A 20866-nucleotide genomic window follows, 5' to 3' on the forward strand; every position below is an offset into this window, starting at 1 on the left:
AAAGTTTTAATGATGGTGCCAGCCGATCAGCATAGCAACCTGGCCCATTATAATGCCGACTGGGATTCCTACAATCATGGCTCCAAATCGAAATTTAAAAGACCATGCCCGCGGTACAAGGGAAAACAAATAAATCATACTCATCGTTGCCATACATGTACTGCTAAAGAAACTGACGATAGTGTGTAAATTTGGCATTCCTTCTCCTCATTTCACTAGAACATTTGCGCCTTTTCAATTTCATCATTTATCTTTTGTTCTAATGCCTATGTTTTCGCAGCCGACATAGTTACATTCGTCAAAGGGTTCCGTAATCCTGCTTCAATCAGCTAAAAATACTTTACCTACGTAACTTTTTTAATTAAAACGAATATGTGCTTTTAACTGAGAAGTTGTGTATAATTTCCGTATATACAAAATAATAAGAATTTTTTATTTCAAAGAGAAACTGTACATCCTCTGTAAGGCAATCATACATATTTGCAAGAGTTAACGAAAGGAATGGATATAAAAATGGCGATTGAAAGAGTAAAAGCATATTTTAAACAATATGGCATGGAGAATCGAATTATTGAAATGGATGAGTCCAGTGCTACTGTAGAACTGGCAGCGCAAGCTTTAAAATGTGAGCCGCAACGGATTGCAAAAAGTCTTTCTTTTAACGCAGAAGGAACCGTTCTATTAATTGTGGCAGCAGGAGATGCGAAAATTGATAATCGAAAATATAAAGAAGAGTTCGGAACCAAAGCAAAAATGCTTGGAGCAAGTGAAGTAGAAACGCTGATTGGTCATGCCGTAGGCGGAGTATGCCCATTTGCCGTTAATGAAGGTGTTCACGTGTATCTAGATGAATCTCTGAAGCGTTTTGTTACCGTTTTCCCTGCCTGTGGAAGTGGAAATAGTGCAATTGAATTAACAATACCCGAACTAGAAGAATTTTCGAAATGCTTAAAATGGGTTGATGTGTGCAAAGGATGGAATGAATAACTTAGGTAAATTAAGGTACAGATATACATAAAATAAATCAATCAGTACGCCAATAAGCTGAAACAGTTTTTTGTTTCAGCTCATTGGCGTACCTAAACGAATTTATGAAACAGCTTAACCCAACCTAGGTAAGAAACCCCTAAGAGAAATACAAAAAGAAATAGTAAAGGAATGTTCCTAGGGATAAAAAGCCAGCCGTCTAACGTATTCCACAGAAATTCACTTTTATTTGCTTTTCTCATCATTTTCACCTCAAGCAGATTTACTATTTTGTATTCAAAAATTCTTTTACATAGTTATATACAGTATCTTCAACTTATGACCTTTTTTCAAGAAAAACGTGCACGAAAAATGGACTGAATCTGAATCTTCTTAATGTATACCTGTTATGTACTCATTCATCGTCTTAGTTTCATCTGTAAAAAAGAAGAAGCCTACATGTTTAGATGCAGGCTTCTTCTCGTTGATTCAGTCTTTCCTTTGTTTGCCTAGTCAGGCCCTTTCGTTACGTATATCGGTTCATAACCAAAGTGCCTTGCGTGAGATACGGATATCTACTTTCAATTTGCGGTAATACATTTGCTGAAGTCGCTGTTAAGCCTTTCAAAACTAATCAGTCCCTTCAAACGCTAAGTATTTAACCTTTCACAACAACCATTTGCATGATAGCTGCTGTACTATATGTGTACCCCGTATTTATATAGTAAAACCTAAAAAAACAATTTTTTATTACATGTAATTTTCTAGACTTTATAGCAAAGAAAAGTTAGATAGTATAGGTGAAAGAAGCACGACAGCCATTAGCGCTCTACTGTTCAGATTCACGCATTCAAAGAAAAAATCTGAACTTGAAATTCAAAAAATTATTTAATGTATGGTTTCATCAATTTTTTGAAATGCATCTTCAAGTGAAGTATATCCATTTGTTTCTCCTTCGTTACCTTGAAGAGTCCATTCTTGCTTTTCGACTGCTAATTTTCCGTCTTTATCTTTTAGATAAGGTCTGTTAACCATAAACACATGATCATTCTTTTTTACTGTGTAGCCAAGATAATAGTGATTACCTTCTCCTTCCTCTTCATATACGGAGACGCCTTGAAGGTTATATTTGTTTAAAATGTCATCCATATGATGAGTCAGTTCACTTACAATCGCTTCTCTTCCTACATATTCCACATTTCATACCCCTTTTCATTTCGATTTATACTTAGCATTCCCTTGAGCATATTCAATTACACTATCTTTCAAACGTTGTATGAACAAAGCAAGTCAATATAATAGTCATTCATTACATAGTAATAAAAAAGCTACCTCACTATAATGCAACGAAAAAACATTGCTAAGTGAAGTAGCTTTTTTGTTACCGAAATCTACAGAGAAACTTGATTATAGTTCAGTTAAAATAATCGGTTCACCGTTTGTTACAACAATCGTATGTTCACATTGTGCTACAAGACTATTATCAGGTGTAACAAACGTCCAGCCGTCGTCTCCGCGTTCAATGATATGATCAGCCTTCATAGAGATAAACGGCTCTACAGCAATAACAAGACCTTTTTTCAAGAGGGCTTTATCCATTGGATCATAATAGTTTAAAATGTGGTTAGGAGCGTCATGCAAGCTGCGGCCAACACCATGACCCGTTAAGTTTTCAATAACAGCATATCCGTTTTGGTGTGCAAAGTTAGAAACAGCACGACCAATTTGATTTTGTTTTGAACCAGCTTTTACTTTTTTCATAGCTGCCCAAAATGCATCTACTGCAGCTTGACACAGCTTTTCTTTTTCTTCGTCTTGCCCAATAACAAATGAAATACCCGTATCCGAATAATAGCCATCAAGTACTGCGGATACATCCACATTTACTAAATCGCCATCTTTTAATACGCGGTCTCCCGGAATACCGTGAGCCACTTCTTCGTTGACACTAATGCACGTTACACCTGGGAAATTATATTCTTTTTCAGGTGCAGAAATAGCACCGTGTTCATCTAATATTTTTTTACCGATCATATCAAGCTCTTTTGTTGTCATACCTGCTTTTGCTTGTTTTTTCATTTCTTCGCGCGCAAGTGCAACGATACGTCCAATTTTGCGTAAACTTTCTAAATCCTGTTCGTTACCAATAATCATAAAAAAACACTTTCCTTCCTCGAAATATATATCCTATCCGATTTTATCATATTTTTATGAGGATTTTTCAAAAGACCTTTTAAGAACTAAAATGTACGATTAATTAGACTAGTAAGATATTTATCATATGTAAAAATCCTCTTCATTAACCTATGAAATTCAAAAAAGCATGCTACTTCACCGCAGCATACTTTTTTATGTTATATAAAAGCTGCCTTAGTAAGCGGCAGCTTTCACAATCCCTTAATCCACTGTTTCAAATTTCACTTCATTAAACAAACTAGTAGAATTCCACACATTCAGCCCAGCATAACCTTCTGAAAAGGTAGGGTCCATCGTATCGATCACCGGCTTATCATCGAGATAAACTTGAATGTGTTCTCCTTCAGCCGTCACTTTTAGATGGTAATCCGTATTTGGTTTTAAATCCAGCTTTCCCCCATCATCGTAAATAATGAGATCCTTGCCTATTCCGTCTCTAAACGCAATGAGCTTTATTTGATTATTCAGCACATCTACATTCGCAGCATAAGCATTGTTTGCCTGTTCATCCGAACGGAATACTAGCGCTCCTGCTCCTGTAGAATTTGAAACAGAATCGTCTAACACCTTTATCTTTGCTTCATATGTGCAATTTTTTGCTTCTTTTGATGATAAGGTAAAGGAATCTTCTTTGCTTCGTCCTTGTTTTCCGTTAATCGTATCGGCCCATAGTCCGCTAATATTCTTCCATCCAGATAAGTTTGTATCAACAGGACTTTTATTCCAAATAGATTTTAACGGATACATCTTAAGAGAATTTAATTTTACAGCGCCTCCTTTGCTATAAAGCTTTATTTTATTACTTGAAAGCGTTGGAAAGAGCTGGTCTGTTATTACTGCAGTGCCGTCATTGCCAAATACTTCTACAGACGAATGGTCTACAAACATATGGAGCTTAACCTTTCCCTCTTTTGGAAGCATGGGAGCAGAGTGTTTGCCTTTCACATTTTTACCAAAATTAAAACTTCCAGAGTGTGTTCGATCAACAGATAATTGCTGCTTGTTTATGTTATAGCTGACTTTTGTATTTTCGCTGCCTTCTTTTTGAATTTGAAAACCAAATTCTTGTGCATCTGTATTTGAAACATCGAATTCTGCAATGATTTCATATTTGTTTTCCTGTATGCCTGAAAGAAGATTTTTGTTTTCAGTAACCATCAGATTCTTCAACACCTTTTTTTCTTGCTTATTGCGAATTGAATCAATTGAAACAGGTATTTGTTTTAAACGAAGCCCTTTTGCTGTGTTGGTGAGTTCTATTTTTCTTGGGATTGACATAGAGCTTCTCCAAGTAGTAGTTGGGGTATTGTTGGCATATTGCCAGTTGCTCATCCAGCCTAGCCAATACTTTTCTCCGTTATCTCCTTCAACTCCGCTCCAATCTACAGCGGCATAAAAGTCGGCACCATAATCTGTCCAAAGCACTTCCTCTGGCGGGTTTTCATTTTTAAATGTTTTTCCGTCAAAATCACCAACAAAGTACTGCATACCTGAACCTCCAGCTGCCGCTCCATCATTGATGCTGACTTGCAGCACCCATTTTTTCTTTGTGCTGTCTCCATCAACCGGCAGTTGAAGTAAAGTAGGACACTCCCAAATGCCTCCGTTGCTTCCGTGAGTTGAATTCACCCATTCTCCTGACACTGTGTTCCAATCTGAAAGCTCTCCGCCTTCTCTTTGTTTAGCTTCCTCTGGTTCTTTTGCTACACTGTCTACTTTCTCCGGCATTTTTTCTGTATTAAATACATTTACATCATCTAGATTAATATGCCCCCATCCGCCTACAGCTTGATCAACGGCTTTAATGTACAGTACTTCTCCTATATACTTAGAAGCATCCCATACGTAGCGCTGGTACTTTTCATCTGCAAACTTTGTATTCGCTTGACGAATCAATTCTTTATCGTCGGATGCCCGGACTAAGGCTACATAGCGGTTTGTGGGGTCGTTTCCGCCTCCCATTAACAAATTAATTTCACCTGAACCGCTCAATTTAAAATAAGACGAATGTAATTCTCCAGTGGCATTATCGCCATCTTGCTTATCAGAAAAACCCCATAAATGATACTTTCCTTTTTGTTCAAAAAGACCGCTCCAATTTGCGGTTGCATCCGTTACATGATCGTTTGTGAATGCATTTCCCTTTATCGTTTTCCAGCCGGTGAGATCTCCTATTTCAAAACTTTTATTTTTAATTTCTTTTTCATCTGTATCAATAAACTTTGTCATGTTAACGTCTTGAAACCGGACTGAAGATTGATTAACATGTAGTCCAAACAATCCTTTTGAAAAAGTTTCATCTTTTGCAGTAAGGGTGAAGTTATCGTCTATATGCAAATCAAGTTCATTTCCCGATGCAGTTACTTTTACTTGATGTGATTTGCTCGTATCAATTTTTTCGTTTGTTTCAGCAAGGACAGTTGAAATGCCATTTTGAAGTTTTACTAGTTTGATTGTATCCTTAGAAGCATCTACGCTAGCTATATATCCGTTTTTGGCTTCCGCGTCTGCTCGGAAAAGTAGTGCACCTGAACCATGATTTTCATCTAAAAATGTCATATTTGACTCGTAAATGAACTGATCTCCCTGTTCTTCACTCATAATATATCCGTCGCTGTTAGATTTACCGATTTTTCCAGCAGCAGTATCATTCCACGTTCCAGTAATAGATTTCCAGTTAGATAGATTGGTTATGAAATTAGATTGATTCGTAAATTTAACATGACGAAAGACAGCTGTGGAATTCCATGCTGTTAGTCCAAACTGACCGTTTTCAAAAGATGCATCACTGCCTTCTAAAACCTGTTTTCCATTTAGCAGTATCTTAAAGTGGTGACTGTTTGCTTCTACTTTCACGTGATACGCTTGTGACGTATCCAGCCTCATTGGCTTTGAAACAACGGTCGTTACGCTTCCTTTCTCTACTTTGTTAAGTGTTAAGAGGTTCTTTTCAGCATCTAAATTGACGGTATATGCGTTTGTTGCATCTTTATTAGAACGAAAAACAAGGCCTCCTGCACCTTCGCGTCCATTCTTTTCTACAAGCATAATTTCTCCCTCTAGAGTAAAAGATTGACCTTTTTGTTCAGACAAAGTATATGAATAGGCACCGCTTTGACCGTTTGCTTGAATCCCTCCGTCAGATCCAAACTCACTTGCGTATTTCCAATTTTTCAAGTCAGGTGATGTATAAAACATGATTTTATCTTTAGCAGCTAAAGACATCACCCACTGCTTGGTTTGCTCGTGCCAAAAGACTTTTGGATCGCGCCAGTCAGGAACTGGGGGATTTGGCATAACGGGATTTCCTTCATATTTGGTCCATGTTCTTCCGCTGTCCGTGCTGTATGCTAGACTTTGAACTTGCCCTTTACTGCCTGAGTGCGTAAAGATAGCTACCATCGCTTCTTTTCCAAATCCTGCGGTATTATTCCAATCGATAACGGCACTTCCTGAAAAGATCTCTCCGTTCTCATCTGGCGAAAGAGCAACCGGAAGGTGTTTCCATTTCACTAAGTCTGTACTAACTGCATGCCCCCAGTGCATAGGTCCCCAGGTGGTACCGTAAGGATAATACTGATAAAAAAGGTGGTACTCCCCGTTATAATAGACCATTCCATTTGGATCGTTCATCCAGTTCGCTTCTGGAGAAAAATGAAATTGATTCCGGTATTTTTCTTGATAATACCCTGTATTATCAGCTAATACAGGGTATACAGAAAACATGCTTATGGAACAAGCGACTCCAATCATCAATAACTTTTTGACGGTTCTTTTCATCTTTCTTTCCTCCTTTATTGGCATTACTGGCTATGCAAAACATGTTCACCAGCGGATGCTAGAAGAATAGATGACTCCTCTTATTTATCAGCCTAAAAAGCCGATCCAATAACCTCCTATACCGATTAAGAAAATACCGAAAATAATAAGCAGCGGATTTGTACCTTTTCGAAGCATCCATGCTACTAATAAAGTTAGCGCTAAAGGTAGCAGTCCTGGTAAAATACTGTCGAGTACGTCTTGCACGGTTTTCACGACAACTTTACCAGAATCATCTTTGATCCTAGAAACAACCACTGGTATATTAATAGTGGTCCATTTCGAAACCAATGCTCCCATTACGAAGAGTCCTAAAATGGATGCACCTTCCGTCAGTTTTTGAATTCGATTGCCTACTAAATCTTTTAAAATTTCTGTTCCTTTTAAATAACCATATTTTAATCCATAATATTTTGTACTTAATCGAATGGCATTAATTAAGATGAAAAACAGCAGTGGCCCGGCAATATTCCCGCCTAACGCAAGAGATGCGCCTAGTGCTGCGAGGACTGGTCGCAGCGTTCCCCAGAAAATAGGGTCTCCTACGCCAGCAAGCGGTCCCATTAATCCAATTTTCATTCCGCTGATGGCTTTTTCATCAAAATCTTTTTTATTTGCCATTTCTTCTTCCATTGCTGCCGTGACGCCGAATATAGGTGCGGAAATCCATGGATGTGTATTGAACCATTCTAAATGTCGCTTTAATGCTGCATTTCGCTGTGCCCCTGGTCCGTATAAACGTTTAATTGCTGGAATCATAACATAACAGTAGCCCATTGCCTGAACACGCTCAAAGTTAAATGAACCGAGTAAAAAATTCGAGCGAATAAACATGCTAAAGATGTCTTTTTTCGTTAATCTTTTTTCATTTTCCATCTCTATCCCTCCCTTAAGTTCGCCGTTTAGGCATCTAAATCATCATCGTCATATACTTGTTCGCTCCCTGTAGCTGCTGGAACGCCTGCCGGCTGCATTTGATTTCGCTGCTGCATTACTTGCTGATAAAGAAGGGCTAAACAAAGACCTAACGCCCCAAATCCTACCAGGTTAAACCCTGTAAATGCCGCTAATAAGAACCCGATATAGAAAAAAGGTTTTAAATGAGGAATGTTCATCATATTGATAACCATGGCATACCCTACGACCACGATAATGCCTCCCCCAATTTGCAGACCTTTTGTAATAACTTCCGGAATATTTCCGAGGAAAGTTTGCACGGCGCTTACGCTGATTAATGTAACAATTAACGTTGGAATCATAACGCGGAGAGCCTGAAAACCCATAGCAGTAATATGCATAATTTCAATTCCTTTAAAGTTTCCTTCTTCCGCGTACTTATCAGCTCGATGAATTAAAAATACTGTGATGGTACGAACAAAAATGGTGAGTACTTGCCCTGCAGCTGCTAAAGCTATAGCTACCGCAATGCCTTCACCAATCCCCTGACCAGCTGTGATAACCAAAATAGTTGAAATAACAGAAGCAATAGCCGTATCAGGTGCCATCGCCAATCCAACATTCATCCATCCAAGAGCCATTAATTCCAGCGTTCCGCCTAAAATAATGCCCGTTTTTAAATCTCCAAGCACCAAGCCTACTAACGTGCAGGCAATGAGAGGACGATGGGATTGCCCTTCGTCCAATACGCTTGCGATGCCAGTTACCGCTGCAATGACTAATAATAAAATAATTTGTATGGAAGACATAAACTCATCTCCTTATTTGATTTTTGTTTCATTTCTCAGTAGTTGAATAAAATTTTCGCTAGAATCTGAGGGTAATTGGCGCAGCTCAAGCTTTACGCCTAGTTCCTGCAGTTTCTCAAAAGCATCGATATCTTTTTCGGTAACGCTTACAGATTTTGTGATTTGTTTTCGGTCATTAGCAAAACGCATGCCGCCTACGTTTACTGTCTCGATAGGCACTCCAGCTTGAACAAGAGCTACAATATCTGCAGGACTTTCAAACAGCAGCATGGCTGTTGTATCCTGATAACGAGGGCTGTGAAATGCTTTTGTCATTTTAGAAATTGAGACAGCACTTGCTTTTACATTCGAAGGAGCCACAGAAAGAATAAGCGTTTTTCGCATTTCATCCGCTGCCACCTCATCTGAAACAATGATAATTCGATCTGCTGCATTTGTTTTGATCCATCTTGTTAATACCTGCCCGTGAATAAAGCGGTCATCAATTCTTGCTAAAACGATTTTCATAATAATCCATCCTCTCCGATTTGGTTTGCTTGCTGGACTTTCTCCAAATGTTCACTGCACACTTGAAAACTTTCTTCATTCACTTGCTTTAATCTCCCTAGCATCTCTTTTAATGTAACGTGTTCCCTCATGGCTAACACTTCTAATAACATAGGCAAGTTAACTCCGGATACCATATCCGCTGTTTTGTTTTTAAGGATATAGGGAGTAGCCGCATTGTAAGGTGTACCTCCAAAAATATCGACTAGAAAAAGCACTTCATTTTCTAAGGGCATTTCCTCTAGTGCTTGCTTATATTTTGCTTCAAGCGTTTGGATACCCTCTCCTTTTAGAAAAGGTACGGCTACTACGTGATTCTCTTCACCAAATATCATTTTGGAAGACCCTTCTAATGCTGGTGCGAAATCACCATGCCCACTAATAATGACTGAAATCATGTACACTTGCTCCTCTCTTTTACGTTCTACACTTATTTATTGCAAGTATCGTGCCAACAAAGAGTATTAAGCGCTTTCATTTATTTTTCAATACCTTTTTCTTTGTTGTTGATACAGGTTTCTTAAAATAAATAAACCTGTATCAAAACGTCATGCGTTTTAATACAGGTTTTTCTGTTATTTAAAAAATGGGATAAAAAAAGAAACTAGCGGCATATAAATTAAACTAGTTTCTTGGGATTATCATATGATTTTTACATTTCATCCGCAAAAATGGTGGCAATAAATAATTTTTCATCTCTTGTTAAGGTAAGTTTAAGCTTTTTTTCGACGGCTTGTAATGTTTTTTCCGTTTTTTGATAAATATTTTCTAACTGAGGAGTGATTTCTTCATCCTCCGGAAAAGCAAGAGGTTCGTTTTTTATCATTCTTTCTAAAGCAAAGGCTGTATGCATCACAATTCGAATCATAACGGTGTTGCTTAATTCCATTTCTAACTCATCTTGTACGTGATTTAACCACTCTAACAGAATTTCACTTATGAGATACGGATTAATAAATAGAAGGTACTTTCGTAAGTTTTCTTCGCAAAGTTCACGCACTACAATATTCCCTTCCGTCTTCTCCTCATCATAGCGTATCGTTTCTTTTGTAATTGCCTGTTGAAGTATTCGCTCTCCCTGCCCTTCAATAAGGACTTCTAGTGATACATGAGGCGCATCAATCTTAGGGTTTTTGGTACCTGCTGTTGCGACAATTTCATATTCTTTTTGAATTTCCCGAATGTTTGCTGCTAATTTAATAGAAGAAACGGTTAGAATTTTAATAGGCTCTTGAGATACTTTCCGTGAAATAATCGTTAAGATTTTTTCTAATTGTTTTGCTGTACCGCTTCCTGTTGTACAAATAGAAACAAGGGCTTTCTTTTTCCCAAACACATGCTGCTGCTTATCTATAAATTCCATAAAGTCTTTTTGCACCGAATCAAATATGGCATATAAATTTAAGTCTAAATAATTTACTTTTCTAACGGTGTCTAACACCATAGACGTCGTCACGTTGCTGATTGTTTTAATCTTAGTCCCTGTTTTTTGTTCTAACTTGCTTTCTAACATGGCAAGCGAGCCCATGTCTACAAGCATTAATACGCCTTCTCCTTCATCTACTTTCTTAATTCCCTGGATTAATCTATCTACAATTTCGACTGGAGATACCGTCAAAGGCACATCAATAGCTATAATAGGAGTACTTCCTAAAAGCTCCGTAGCCACTTCTACCATAGAAGTTGCCGTGCTGTTTCCATGTGCAGCAACCACAATCCCCACTCGCTTATTTTCTTCTAACGTTCGAATGGATTGAATAACCATTGTGAGATAAATGACTTCTATTTCTGGCACGATAATGTTAAACCACTTTTCAATTCGATTTTTAAAAAGCAGGGCTACCGCATATTCTTTTGGATACGTTTCGCGAATTTCATCTATCTCCTTTGTATTTAATACGTCTACTTGTTTTTTTCGCTTTAAAAAGGATTCCATATGCATACTCAAAAAATGAATAAATCTGCGATCAAATTTACAGTTCAATTCTTTTTCTGCTAAATGTTTTAATTCTTTTGTAAGCTGAATCACGTCGTCTTCTACGAATTTCATTAAATTAGAACTCTGGCCATTTTTTTGATTAAAAAAGCTCCGAACATTCAAATGAATGTCGGTAAGAATATATTGATTGATGTCTTCTTGAGATAAACCTTCTTTTGTTAAAACATCTACTTTTTCTTCTATTAACTGATATAAATTAAATGATACGTCTTCCTCTATTTTTATTTCTTGGCTCTCCATAGCCGGAGAAATGATCGTTTTGAGATTTACATATTCAGAAATTTTTCTGCTGCGCTCCATATTTTTACTATTTGAAATCCAATCTCGTTTAATATCATCAGGCAAATCTCTCACTGTAAGTTCCACCATATGTTTACTATCAAGGTTATTTAAAAATCCGTGTGCGCACACGAGCTGTACATTGGACTTTAACTGCCCTACATTCCCGAATTTTTCAGTGTGGATTAAAGCATTTAATACATCAATGTGGACACTTAGCTTTTTATTAATTCGTTTAGCTTCTTGTTCTAAAAGAAACGTTGTGAGACGAATCTTTTCTTTGAGAGATCGCTCTTCTAATGACGGAATATGGATAGTCATCGGAATTCTTCTTAAGAAAGTTTGCAGTAAGGCTGAACCGGGATTTTCAGTTGTAGCACAAATAATTAATACTTTAGACGTTCGCTTATGATCTGTTTCCCCCAGGCGATTGTACGTACCTTGATCAATGAGGTAAAAAAGCATTTCTTGACCTTCAGGAGGAAGCCGGTGTATTTCATCCATAAAGAGAATGCCTTCATTTGCTTGTTCTACTAAACCTACTTTACTTTCAGTTGCTCCAGTGAAACTCCCTTGCTTATGACCAAATAACTGAGAAAGAAGTAATTGAGGATTATGGTAATAATCAGCGCAGTTAAAGGTAATGAACGGGGCCCCTGTTTTTAACCTCTCTGAATATATAGCAAATTGATAGATTCGTTTTGCAAAAAGAGATTTGCCTGATCCCGTGGGACCTAATAGCAGCATATGTAACCCATTGGGCGGGTAAAGAACAGCAGCTTTTGCTTGAGAAATCGATTTTTTCAAACTGCCTGTGGCTCCAATCATTAATTCAAAAGGATTAGCAGAAAGTGCTTCTTCTTTTCCCCCATTAGATAGCTGCTCTAGTTTTTCCACTTCCATCTTATTCGTATCCCACTTTTGACGAAAAATGGTTTCGACAATCTCTAGCGGAGCGTAGCGAACGGGGAACATTTTAATTTTAATTACTTTTTGCATGCGGACAAGTTTGTTCAGTTCAAGACTTACATTAGATCTCTCTAAATCTAACTGTTCAGCAATTTCAATCGCTGAGCTTCCTTGTTTATGTAAAAGTTCCACTTCTGTAAACTCCTGAAAATTACTCAACAGCTGATTGTATACCTTATCAATTCGTTTCATTAGAAGCACCTTCTTTATTTTCAGTTCACGATCGGAAGTTTCTCTTTCAAAGAAATGAGACATTCCCTACTACTACAAGTTATTTCACCTATAAGTACCATCATGTCATACTAATCTATGAAAGCGTTTCAAGCCATTATATGTAAATATATTAAGTTAGTCAACCTTGCATGTCAACCGGTTTCATTCTTAAAGTTATAGTCTGTCTGAATGTTTCATTTTCTTTGAATAACTGTGAATCTGTATATACTACTTTTTCATTTTACTTAGCACTGCAGTTACAGCATATTTTTGCTTACATAATAAAACGAAAGAAAACAGCAGCAGTTGTCGCCATTCTCTTTCGTTTTTAAAAATTATTTATCTGCAGTTAATTGTCCTTGTTGTAAAACACTATTTTTCACAACAGCTGTTTTTGATCCTTTAATACTTAACAAGAAGCTAGGAGCAAACGTAGAGTGTTCCTCTGAATAGAAGCCTCTGTTTGTCATGTAACTTGTAATCACGACATTGTCTCCTTTAACTTGCGGAACTGCAAAATGTGAATACGTGAACGTTTTGTCATTAGGATCGAGGTTCATATGTAAAACAAGTCCTGTATCATTTAGCGGTTTGTATTTTCCTGTCAGCGTATTTGATACGTATCCTAGCATATATACGTCATCTTGGCCGATACCATCAATGGTCATTTTAGACCCGCGAGAATCTGTGAATAAGTACCATTTTCCATCTTTTTTGAATACATTTGCGCGTTCAATTTCATCTGTTACCGTGTTTGAGGTAATCAGTGGATCCATTACTTTTTTTAAGGTATAGTCGTTATTTAGTTCTACAATGCCTAATGCGCCGTTTGCTAAAGAGGCTTTCTTTTTATTAGAACTCTGCAGTAATTTCTCTTTTTCTGATTGGAAAAATGGATTGTTTCCACCGTAGTAAGCTCGATTGTAAAGAGAATCCTCCCCTTGATAACCATCTTCAGTTCCTGTGTTTGCTTCAAACACAAGGTATTTATGCCCTTTATCTTCTACATAGTGAGGATCTCTCAACGTATGATTATCTTCTGAACCATATGCGCCTTCGTCGATAAACTGCTGAATATTTTGATATTTTTTACCATCACCATCAAAAATGGATTTATGATCTTCAACACCTTCAATTTTTAACGTATCTGCACTTGGCTGAGATACATTTACTTGAGCTGTTGTTAAAGTTTGTTTTCCATAGTTTGCACCTGAAAAATTAGTATAGAATAAGCGTACTTTTCCGTCTGATGTTAAAGTAGCAGATCCTGACCATTCTTGTGTTTGTTTTTTCAAATGAGGGTCATTCGGTACAAATTTATCACTGTCTTTGAACACTCTTCCTGCATTTTTCCAACTGTCAATCGACTCTTCACCTATTTTTTTATAAAACACATAAATAGATGTATCATCCGCATCTTTAGGATTGCCTGCTAGCGCAAATACAACTTGGTAACCATGGTAGTTGGCTACTGTTCCGTCAGCATTTTGCAGAGGCCAGCTGTCCCATACGTCTAAGTCAATTAAATTACCCGATTTATCATACCCTTTTGCAGAGGCAATATTTTTGATTGTTGCTTTATCAAAAGCTGGAACTTTAAACTGTTCGCTTTTTTGCTGCTGAGGAATTTTCAGCATGTTATCACGTGTAATATGAGAAACTCTATAATTATTATTTGTATCTTTATGATTGCTTTCAGCTGCCCATGTTTGAGATCCAGCACCTACTAACATAGCTGCAGCAAAAGATAATGCTGTTGTTCGCTTTGCGATTTTCTTAATGTTCATCTGTTTTCTCCCTTTTGTATCATACTTTTTCTTGTGTTACTCACAAGTGATCCATTTTCTATGTATCGAGAAGTCATATCCATCTGGTGAAATAACAGAACCGGTTCCATTACCTTTCCAAGATTACTTGCATAATATTGAAAAGTCAAATAGGTAAAATGGAGTGATCATACCCTTTTTTATCCCTTTGTTTTTTTAATTTAGTTATAAAGTCTTAAATCTTTAACTTTTTAATTAAATCGGCAAATTCATCATCATATTTAACCTACTATTCTTTTATAAGCTTTTCTACAGCTGTTAAAGTACCCAAACTTCAAGAAAATATCGTTAATGTATTTTTTGTGAAATAGTGGAATAATTTATTATATAATAGTTTCTACTGGTAATAATAAGAGACAAAAGAATTAGGTAATCTCTTTTTATTTTGATTCTTTTATACTGTTAAATTTTATGCAGCTCTTCCCAAGGAATCGCTATCATTTCAATTAATCAATCATACATTTTTCAGGAAATCAAAAAGAGCTCTTTATAAAGAGCTCTTTTTGATTTCATTTATGCTGTCTTTAAATAGCTGTTCTTATCTAAATAAATCAAGTGCCGCAGTACGTTTGATAAGGCTGATTAGACGGAGCAGACGGTGTACAATACTCTGACTGATCCGGCGATTCATATGGGCTAGAAAGCACTTCTAGAAGATCTTCCATAACGCTGTAGTCTCCTTTTTGTGCTGCATCTAGCGCTGCTTCTACTCGGTGATTTCGAGGAATGACAGCGGGATTGTTATGTTTCATAAGCTCTTCCGACTCTGCTTTAGATTGTTTTTGTCTGCCTAGTCTTTTCTGCCATAACTCCTGCCACTGTGCAAATTCTTCGCTTTCAAACAGGTCACTCTTTCCTAGCTTATTGAAAGTTAATGCACGAAATGTATTTGTATAGTCAGCTTTATAGGTTTTCATCATGGTAAGAAGCTCTTGGAATAATGCTTCATCTTCTTTTTCTTCGTTAAAAAGTCCAAGTTTAGCCTGCATACCCGCCAGCCAGTTTTCTCGATAGAATTTTGGAAATTCCGTCACGGCGTTTTGTGCTATTTCAACTGCTTTTTCTATATCTTGATCCAACAGAGGTAATAAAGCTTCAGCAAACCTCGCAAGATTCCACCCTGTAATGCCTGGTTGATTTTGATATGCATAGCGCCCTTGTACATCAATTGAACTAAATACAGTTTCTGGATCATAGGTATCCATAAATGCACATGGCCCATAATCAATTGTTTCTCCGCTAATTGTCATATTATCCGTATTCATGACGCCATGAATAAAACCAATAAGCTGCCATTTAGCAACTAGGGTAGCGTGACGCTTAATCACTTCTTGAAGCAATGATAAATATTTTTTTTCATTCTTTTCTATGTGGGAAAAGTGACGTTCTAATGCATAGTCAGCTAAAGCTTGAAGGTTTTCGACTGTTCCCCATTTTGCAGCAAATTGAAATGTGCCAAAACGAAGGTGACTGGAAGCTACACGCGTCAAAATTGCCCCCGGCAGTTCTTTTTCGCGAACAATGGATTCGCCTGTTGTTACGACTGCCAGGCTCCGAGTAGTCGGAATACCAAGGGCCTGCATCGCCTCACTAATCATATACTCACGCAGCATAGGTCCCAGAGCTGCACGACCGTCTCCACCCCGGGAATACGGAGTTCGGCCTGAGCCTTTAAGCTGAAGATCCACTCGTTCACCCGAAGGCGTAACTTGCTCCCCTATCAGCATAGCCCGTCCGTCTCCTAGCATGTTAAAGTGGCCAAATTGATGTCCTGCATAAGCCTGTGCAAGTGGGAAAGCACCTTTTGGAACACTGTTTCCAGCCAAAATGCTAACTCCTTCTTGGCTTTGCAGCTGTTCTTTTTGTAACCCTAGAGATGCGGCTAAAGAGTCGTTAAATTTGACTATTTTAGGTGAACTCACTGGATTAGGATCAAGAGGCGTAAAAAAAATGTTTGGTAACTCCGCATAGCTATTACGTAAATTCCATCCTGTTTCTTTTTGATTAGTCATCGTATCTCCTTTTCTTCTTGTGTCTTAAAACATAACTCTTTTCTTTACTGATCGTGGTTTTATAAGTGCAGCAGCCCTGCTCTATCCTGCTTTCTTTTGGGCATCTTAGAGCAGGACAGTTTCTCTTTCATTCATTATCTCTTTTACTATTATATCGTATTTGCTCGTACTTTTAATCTAAAGTGCCTTATCCATTTATATACCGCCACTTTGTTGACGAGCTATTAAATGCTCAAAAAAGAAGAAGTATTAATATACTTCTTCCTCTGTGTTTTACCCCCAAATATCTTTTAAATTCCAATACGTTAACTCTTTTACGATTACGTCTCCTCCTTCAGTAAATAACTCAATTCCAAGCCTGCTTTCTTTTGGATAAATGCGGCTTGTCATGGTAGCTTGTCCTTCGTTTGCAAATACTTCGATGGAAGAACGATCCACAAATATTCGTAAAGCTAGTGTCTCACCTGCTTGCAACGCTACTTTCCTCACTCCATCTTCTTTTCCCGAGTGAGTACAGTCAAGCACTAGCTTTTGCTCATTAAGGTTATAACACATAAGCGTTTCTTCATTGTTTATTCCACAAATTTTTATTCCTACTGATGAAGCTTGGCAGTCCGCTAAATCAAATACAGCTTGTATCTCTAGCAAATCTTCATTCACTTCTACTACATAGCTTTCAGAAAGAGCTTTATTGGTTAGCATATTATATTGAGTTTTCCGAAGTGATGTCAGCTCTTGGACGGGGTTCATTAACACTTTATCCTCTCTTAAAGTTAGTTCTCTCGGAAGCGTTAGCGCACCACACCATCCATCCTCTTTCGTTGGCATATTAGCTTCCCACATGTCCATCCACCCGATTGCAATTCGTCTTCCTTTATCATCTAAAAGCGTTTGAACAGCATAAAAATCGTGGCCGTGATCTAATTCAGTAAATGACCCATGATGAAAGGTATTGGTTTCATAACTATATTCTCCAACTAAATATCCCGTTTGGAAAAGGTTGTGATAGGAATCACCTTTTGCTTCTATCCCTTGAGGAGAAATCATTAACACATGCTTTCCGTCTAACTCAAAGAAGTCCGGACACTCCCACATATATCCTAGATCTCCATCGCTTTTAGCAAGGACGCCAACATATTCCCATTTTCGTAAATTTGAAGACCGGTATAAAATAACGCGTCCCTCTTGTTTCTTTGTTGAGTTTCCTAGAATCATATACCAGAAATCCTCGTGCTTCCATACTTTAGGGTCTCGAAAATGATGAGAGCTATCTGCCGGCGGCTCCGCAATAACTGGGTTGACCTCTGCTTTTTCAAAGGTAATGCCGTCTTTACTAACAGCTATATTTTGGTTTTGAAAAAAAGTATCCAGCTCTTTGTCTATATAATTATGTCCTGTATAAATTAGCGTAAGCTCTCCTTCGTTATCCACGGCACTTCCAGAAAAACATCCATCTTTATCAAATGTATCTCCAGGAGCTAAAGCAATCGGTAAATGCTGCCAATGAACAAGATCTTTGCTTTTGACATGTCCCCAATGCATCGGTCCCCAATTCTCGTCATAAGGATGATGTTGATAAAAAACATGATATTCTCCTTTATACTGAACCAACCCATTCGGATCATTAATCCAGTTCGCTGGCGCCATAATATGATACCCTAACCGATATTGATGATTTACCTTTTTCTCTGCTTCATTTAATGAACGTTGAGCTTGCTCGATTTTATTTATCGTTAACATCATCATATCCCCCTATATAATCTGCGTGTTTTCTTGTACATCTTTTCTTATAAACTTATGTTTTTTAGAGTTTAGTAGTGTAAACATGGAAATAACGTTAAATACCAAAACCATACCTCCCATAATTAAATAGGTACGGGAAAAACCTACGCTATCATATAATCCTCCCGCTATCGGTGAAAGAACTGAAGCACCTATTTGTGAAGCGAATTGGAATCCAACCAAATAAAGGATAGAAGATAGGCGCGTGTCAAAGTTAGCTGCCAAATATTTAAAGATGGCAATGAGCATAATAGGAAGTTCTAATGCATGAATAAGCTTCATCGAAGATATTCCAATTGGACCAACCACAAGTCCTGACCCAATAATACGAAATCCCATTAGAAACCCTGCTAAAATCAAACTATTTTTTGCACCGATCTTATTTACAATAAACGGTGCTGCGAACATCATTCCGGCTTCTAAAAATACTTGAAACGAATTTAAGTAGCCAAATACTTGATTACCTATCGATTCAGTAGGAAACAAAGATGCGTAATAGATAGGAAATTGCTGATCGTATACCCCATACACGCACGTAACGCCAACAACATAAATCATAAAAAACCAAAATTCCTTCAATAAGAATAAATTACCTACATCTCTCAGCGTGACGGATTCAGCTTTTTCCATTTCATAGCTGCTCATTTCTACCTTCACAGAAAAAATAATAGCCACTAGGATAACCGCTGAAACGGATGCCACCCAAAAATTAATATGAGGATTAATGTTAAATAGTTGTCCTGCAAAGAATGTAGCTGCAGCCCATCCTAATGACCCCCACATTCTAGATTTCCCGTACTCAAATTTATATTTTCGGCTGACTTTCTCTATGTATGTTTCAATCGCTCCGATGCCCGCCAAAAACGCTACTCCTAAATATAAGCCTCCAATAATAGCTCCTATCAACACATTGTATTGAAGTAACGGCCCATAAACAAAAATATAAAATGGTCCTACAAACACTAAAAGACAGCTAATAAAAAATAAAATGTGTTTCTTTAAACCTATCCTGTCAGATATATATCCGTACAAAGGCTGCATACACAATGCAAAGATAGCGTTTACAGAAAAGATTAAGCCTGTAGCTGATCCGTTCAACTTAATCTCTTGCCCTAACCAGATAGAAAATAAAGAGTAGCTCGACGACCACGTAAAAAAGAAGAAGAAAAAATATGCACTCAGCTTCCAATATAAACTTTTTGAACTTTTCATTTTAGTTACCCCTTTAGCTTAAGATATAAAATCTTTTATCTAACAAAATGAAAGCACTTTCAACTTGATTTTATGTCAACCGGTTTCATATGTCAACCGGTTTCACATTTTATATTGCAAAAAGCTTGTATTAGGCGTAAAAGTGGGCTTTGTGGTATGTTTAAGTTGTTCAATAAACCGTTTACAATCCTTACATAGATTTTTATGTATCAAAATAAAACGTAGCGACTGGAAAGCTGCTCGCTTGATTGCATTTATTTTAAGGCTTTTCCACAGCAGATATATACTATAAAAGCAAGGTTTTGGAGAAATTAGGAGGAAACTAGATGAAAGCCAAAATTAGTGATGTAGCAAAAATTGCAGGTGTTTCACCGACTACAGTTTCTCGTGTATTAAATAACCGTGGTTACATAAGCAAAAAAACGCGAGAAAATGTCTATAAAGCAATGAAAGAAATTAATTATTTCCCAAATGATATTGCGCGTTCATTATTTAATAAGCGAACAAATTTAATCGGGATGATTGTCCCGCAAACGAGCAACCCTTTTTTCGGAGAGTTAGCCTTTCATATTGAAAGTATATGTGCTTCCCTTGACTACAAAGTACTTCTTTGTAACAGTCTGAATCGCATTGATAAAGAAAAAAAATATGTAGAAATGCTTATCAGAAATCAGGTAGACGGTGTTATTGCCGTTACTTATAATAGAGGTATTTTTGATTCCGAAAGTCAAAGCCTTCCTGTAGTAGCAGTCGATCATTATTTATCAAAAGATATTCCTACCGTATCTTCTGATAACTATTCTGGAGGAGAACAAGCCACGGAATTGCTTATTTCAAAAGATTGTAAGCATATTATTCATATTAACGGTCCCCTTAAACTTGAAACTCCAGCTAACTTAAGAAGGAAAGCATATGAAAACGTGATGAAACAGTACGGAAAACAGCCTATCACGTATGAGATTTCAAATACCTTTGACCGCAACATTCAGCGAGAAACTATTTCTAAGGTTTTTGAAGAACATCCGGAAGTAGACGGTATTTTTGCAAGCGATGACTTACTTGCAGCTTTAGTAGTTGCTGAAGCACAAAAAAGAGGAAAATGCATCCCAAAAGATTTAAAAATCGTGGGCTATGATGGAACAGAAGCCAGTCAGACTTTGTTACCTGGCCTAACTACAATTCAACAGCCAATCGAATCGATTGCTCAAACAGCCATTGATATTTTACTAAAAGAAATTGAAGGAGAATTTAGTAATGTCCCCCGTGAAATCTGTCTTCCTGTTAAGCTTCTAGAAGGGCAAACGACGTAAAAATATGTTTTTTATAAAATAAATATCAGTT

At 37.3% G+C, this 20866-nt stretch carries 15 protein-coding genes; 2 read left to right on the forward strand and 13 right to left on the reverse strand.

What is annotated here, in order from left to right:
• Positions 1-6: 6 nt before the first annotated feature.
• The gene (locus ACXAE4_RS19765) at positions 7-198 is read right to left on the reverse strand and encodes a hypothetical protein (protein WP_033578521.1); all 192 of its coding nucleotides are present in this window, start codon (positions 196-198) and stop codon (positions 7-9) included.
• 315 nt (positions 199-513) lie between these two features.
• On the opposite strand from ACXAE4_RS19765, the gene ACXAE4_RS19770 reads away from it, so the two are divergent.
• The gene (locus ACXAE4_RS19770) at positions 514-987 is read left to right on the forward strand and encodes a YbaK/EbsC family protein (RefSeq protein ID WP_034267780.1); all 474 of its coding nucleotides are present in this window, start codon (positions 514-516) and stop codon (positions 985-987) included.
• An 867-nt stretch (positions 988-1854) separates the two neighbouring features.
• Here the strand turns inward: ACXAE4_RS19770 and ACXAE4_RS19775 are convergent.
• From ACXAE4_RS19775 to ACXAE4_RS19830, 12 genes are all read right to left on the reverse strand, one after another.
• The gene (locus tag ACXAE4_RS19775; protein ID WP_028413927.1) at positions 1855-2163 is read right to left on the reverse strand and encodes a DUF5634 family protein; all 309 of its coding nucleotides are present in this window, start codon (positions 2161-2163) and stop codon (positions 1855-1857) included.
• 210 nt (positions 2164-2373) lie between these two features.
• Entirely contained in the window at positions 2374-3120 is a 747-nt protein-coding gene (map, locus tag ACXAE4_RS19780; RefSeq protein ID WP_014460782.1) for a type I methionyl aminopeptidase, read from the reverse strand.
• Between the two features lie 243 nt (positions 3121-3363).
• Positions 3364-6942 carry a glycoside hydrolase family 32 protein gene (locus ACXAE4_RS19785; RefSeq protein WP_154989190.1) on the reverse strand — a complete coding sequence of 1193 codons (3579 nt, stop codon included), beginning with the start codon at positions 6940-6942 and terminating at the stop codon, positions 3364-3366.
• Between the two features lie 87 nt (positions 6943-7029).
• Positions 7030-7857: a mannose/fructose/sorbose PTS transporter subunit IID gene (locus ACXAE4_RS19790; protein WP_013056298.1), complete on the reverse strand. Its 828-nt coding sequence runs from the start codon at positions 7855-7857 to the stop codon at positions 7030-7032.
• Between the two features lie 26 nt (positions 7858-7883).
• Positions 7884-8687, reverse strand: coding sequence for a PTS mannose/fructose/sorbose transporter subunit IIC (locus tag ACXAE4_RS19795; RefSeq protein WP_060747546.1), 804 nt, complete (start codon positions 8685-8687; stop codon positions 7884-7886).
• A gap of 12 nt (positions 8688-8699) precedes the next feature.
• Positions 8700-9194 carry a PTS sugar transporter subunit IIB gene (locus ACXAE4_RS19800; protein ID WP_028413929.1) on the reverse strand — a complete coding sequence of 165 codons (495 nt, stop codon included), beginning with the start codon at positions 9192-9194 and terminating at the stop codon, positions 8700-8702.
• Positions 9191-9631: a mannose/fructose/sorbose PTS transporter subunit IIA gene (locus ACXAE4_RS19805; protein WP_028413930.1), complete on the reverse strand. Its 441-nt coding sequence runs from the start codon at positions 9629-9631 to the stop codon at positions 9191-9193. The genes ACXAE4_RS19800 and ACXAE4_RS19805 overlap by 4 nt, the downstream gene beginning before the upstream one ends.
• Before the next feature lie 254 nt (positions 9632-9885).
• On the reverse strand, positions 9886-12672 hold the full coding sequence (locus tag ACXAE4_RS19810) for a sigma-54-dependent transcriptional regulator (RefSeq protein WP_098113416.1): 2787 nt from the start codon (positions 12670-12672) through the stop codon (positions 9886-9888).
• 356 nt (positions 12673-13028) lie between these two features.
• On the reverse strand, positions 13029-14480 hold the full coding sequence (locus ACXAE4_RS19815; RefSeq protein WP_098113417.1) for a glycoside hydrolase family 68 protein: 1452 nt from the start codon (positions 14478-14480) through the stop codon (positions 13029-13031).
• 590 nt (positions 14481-15070) lie between these two features.
• Positions 15071-16531, reverse strand: a complete 1461-nt coding sequence (locus ACXAE4_RS19820) for a protein adenylyltransferase SelO (RefSeq protein WP_034266670.1) — start codon at positions 16529-16531, stop codon at positions 15071-15073.
• A gap of 273 nt (positions 16532-16804) precedes the next feature.
• Positions 16805-18262, reverse strand: coding sequence for a glycoside hydrolase family 32 protein (locus ACXAE4_RS19825; RefSeq protein WP_033579492.1), 1458 nt, complete (start codon positions 18260-18262; stop codon positions 16805-16807).
• Between the two features lie 21 nt (positions 18263-18283).
• Complete coding sequence (locus ACXAE4_RS19830) at positions 18284-19525, reverse strand: MFS transporter (protein WP_028413935.1); 1242 nt, start codon at positions 19523-19525, stop codon at positions 18284-18286.
• 326 nt (positions 19526-19851) lie between these two features.
• Between ACXAE4_RS19830 and ACXAE4_RS19835 the strand changes: the two genes are divergently transcribed.
• Entirely contained in the window at positions 19852-20835 is a 984-nt protein-coding gene (locus ACXAE4_RS19835) for a LacI family DNA-binding transcriptional regulator (RefSeq protein WP_154989192.1), read from the forward strand.
• Positions 20836-20866: the final 31 nt, after the last annotated feature.

The organism is Priestia sp. ABM2_011 (assembly GCF_056158845.1).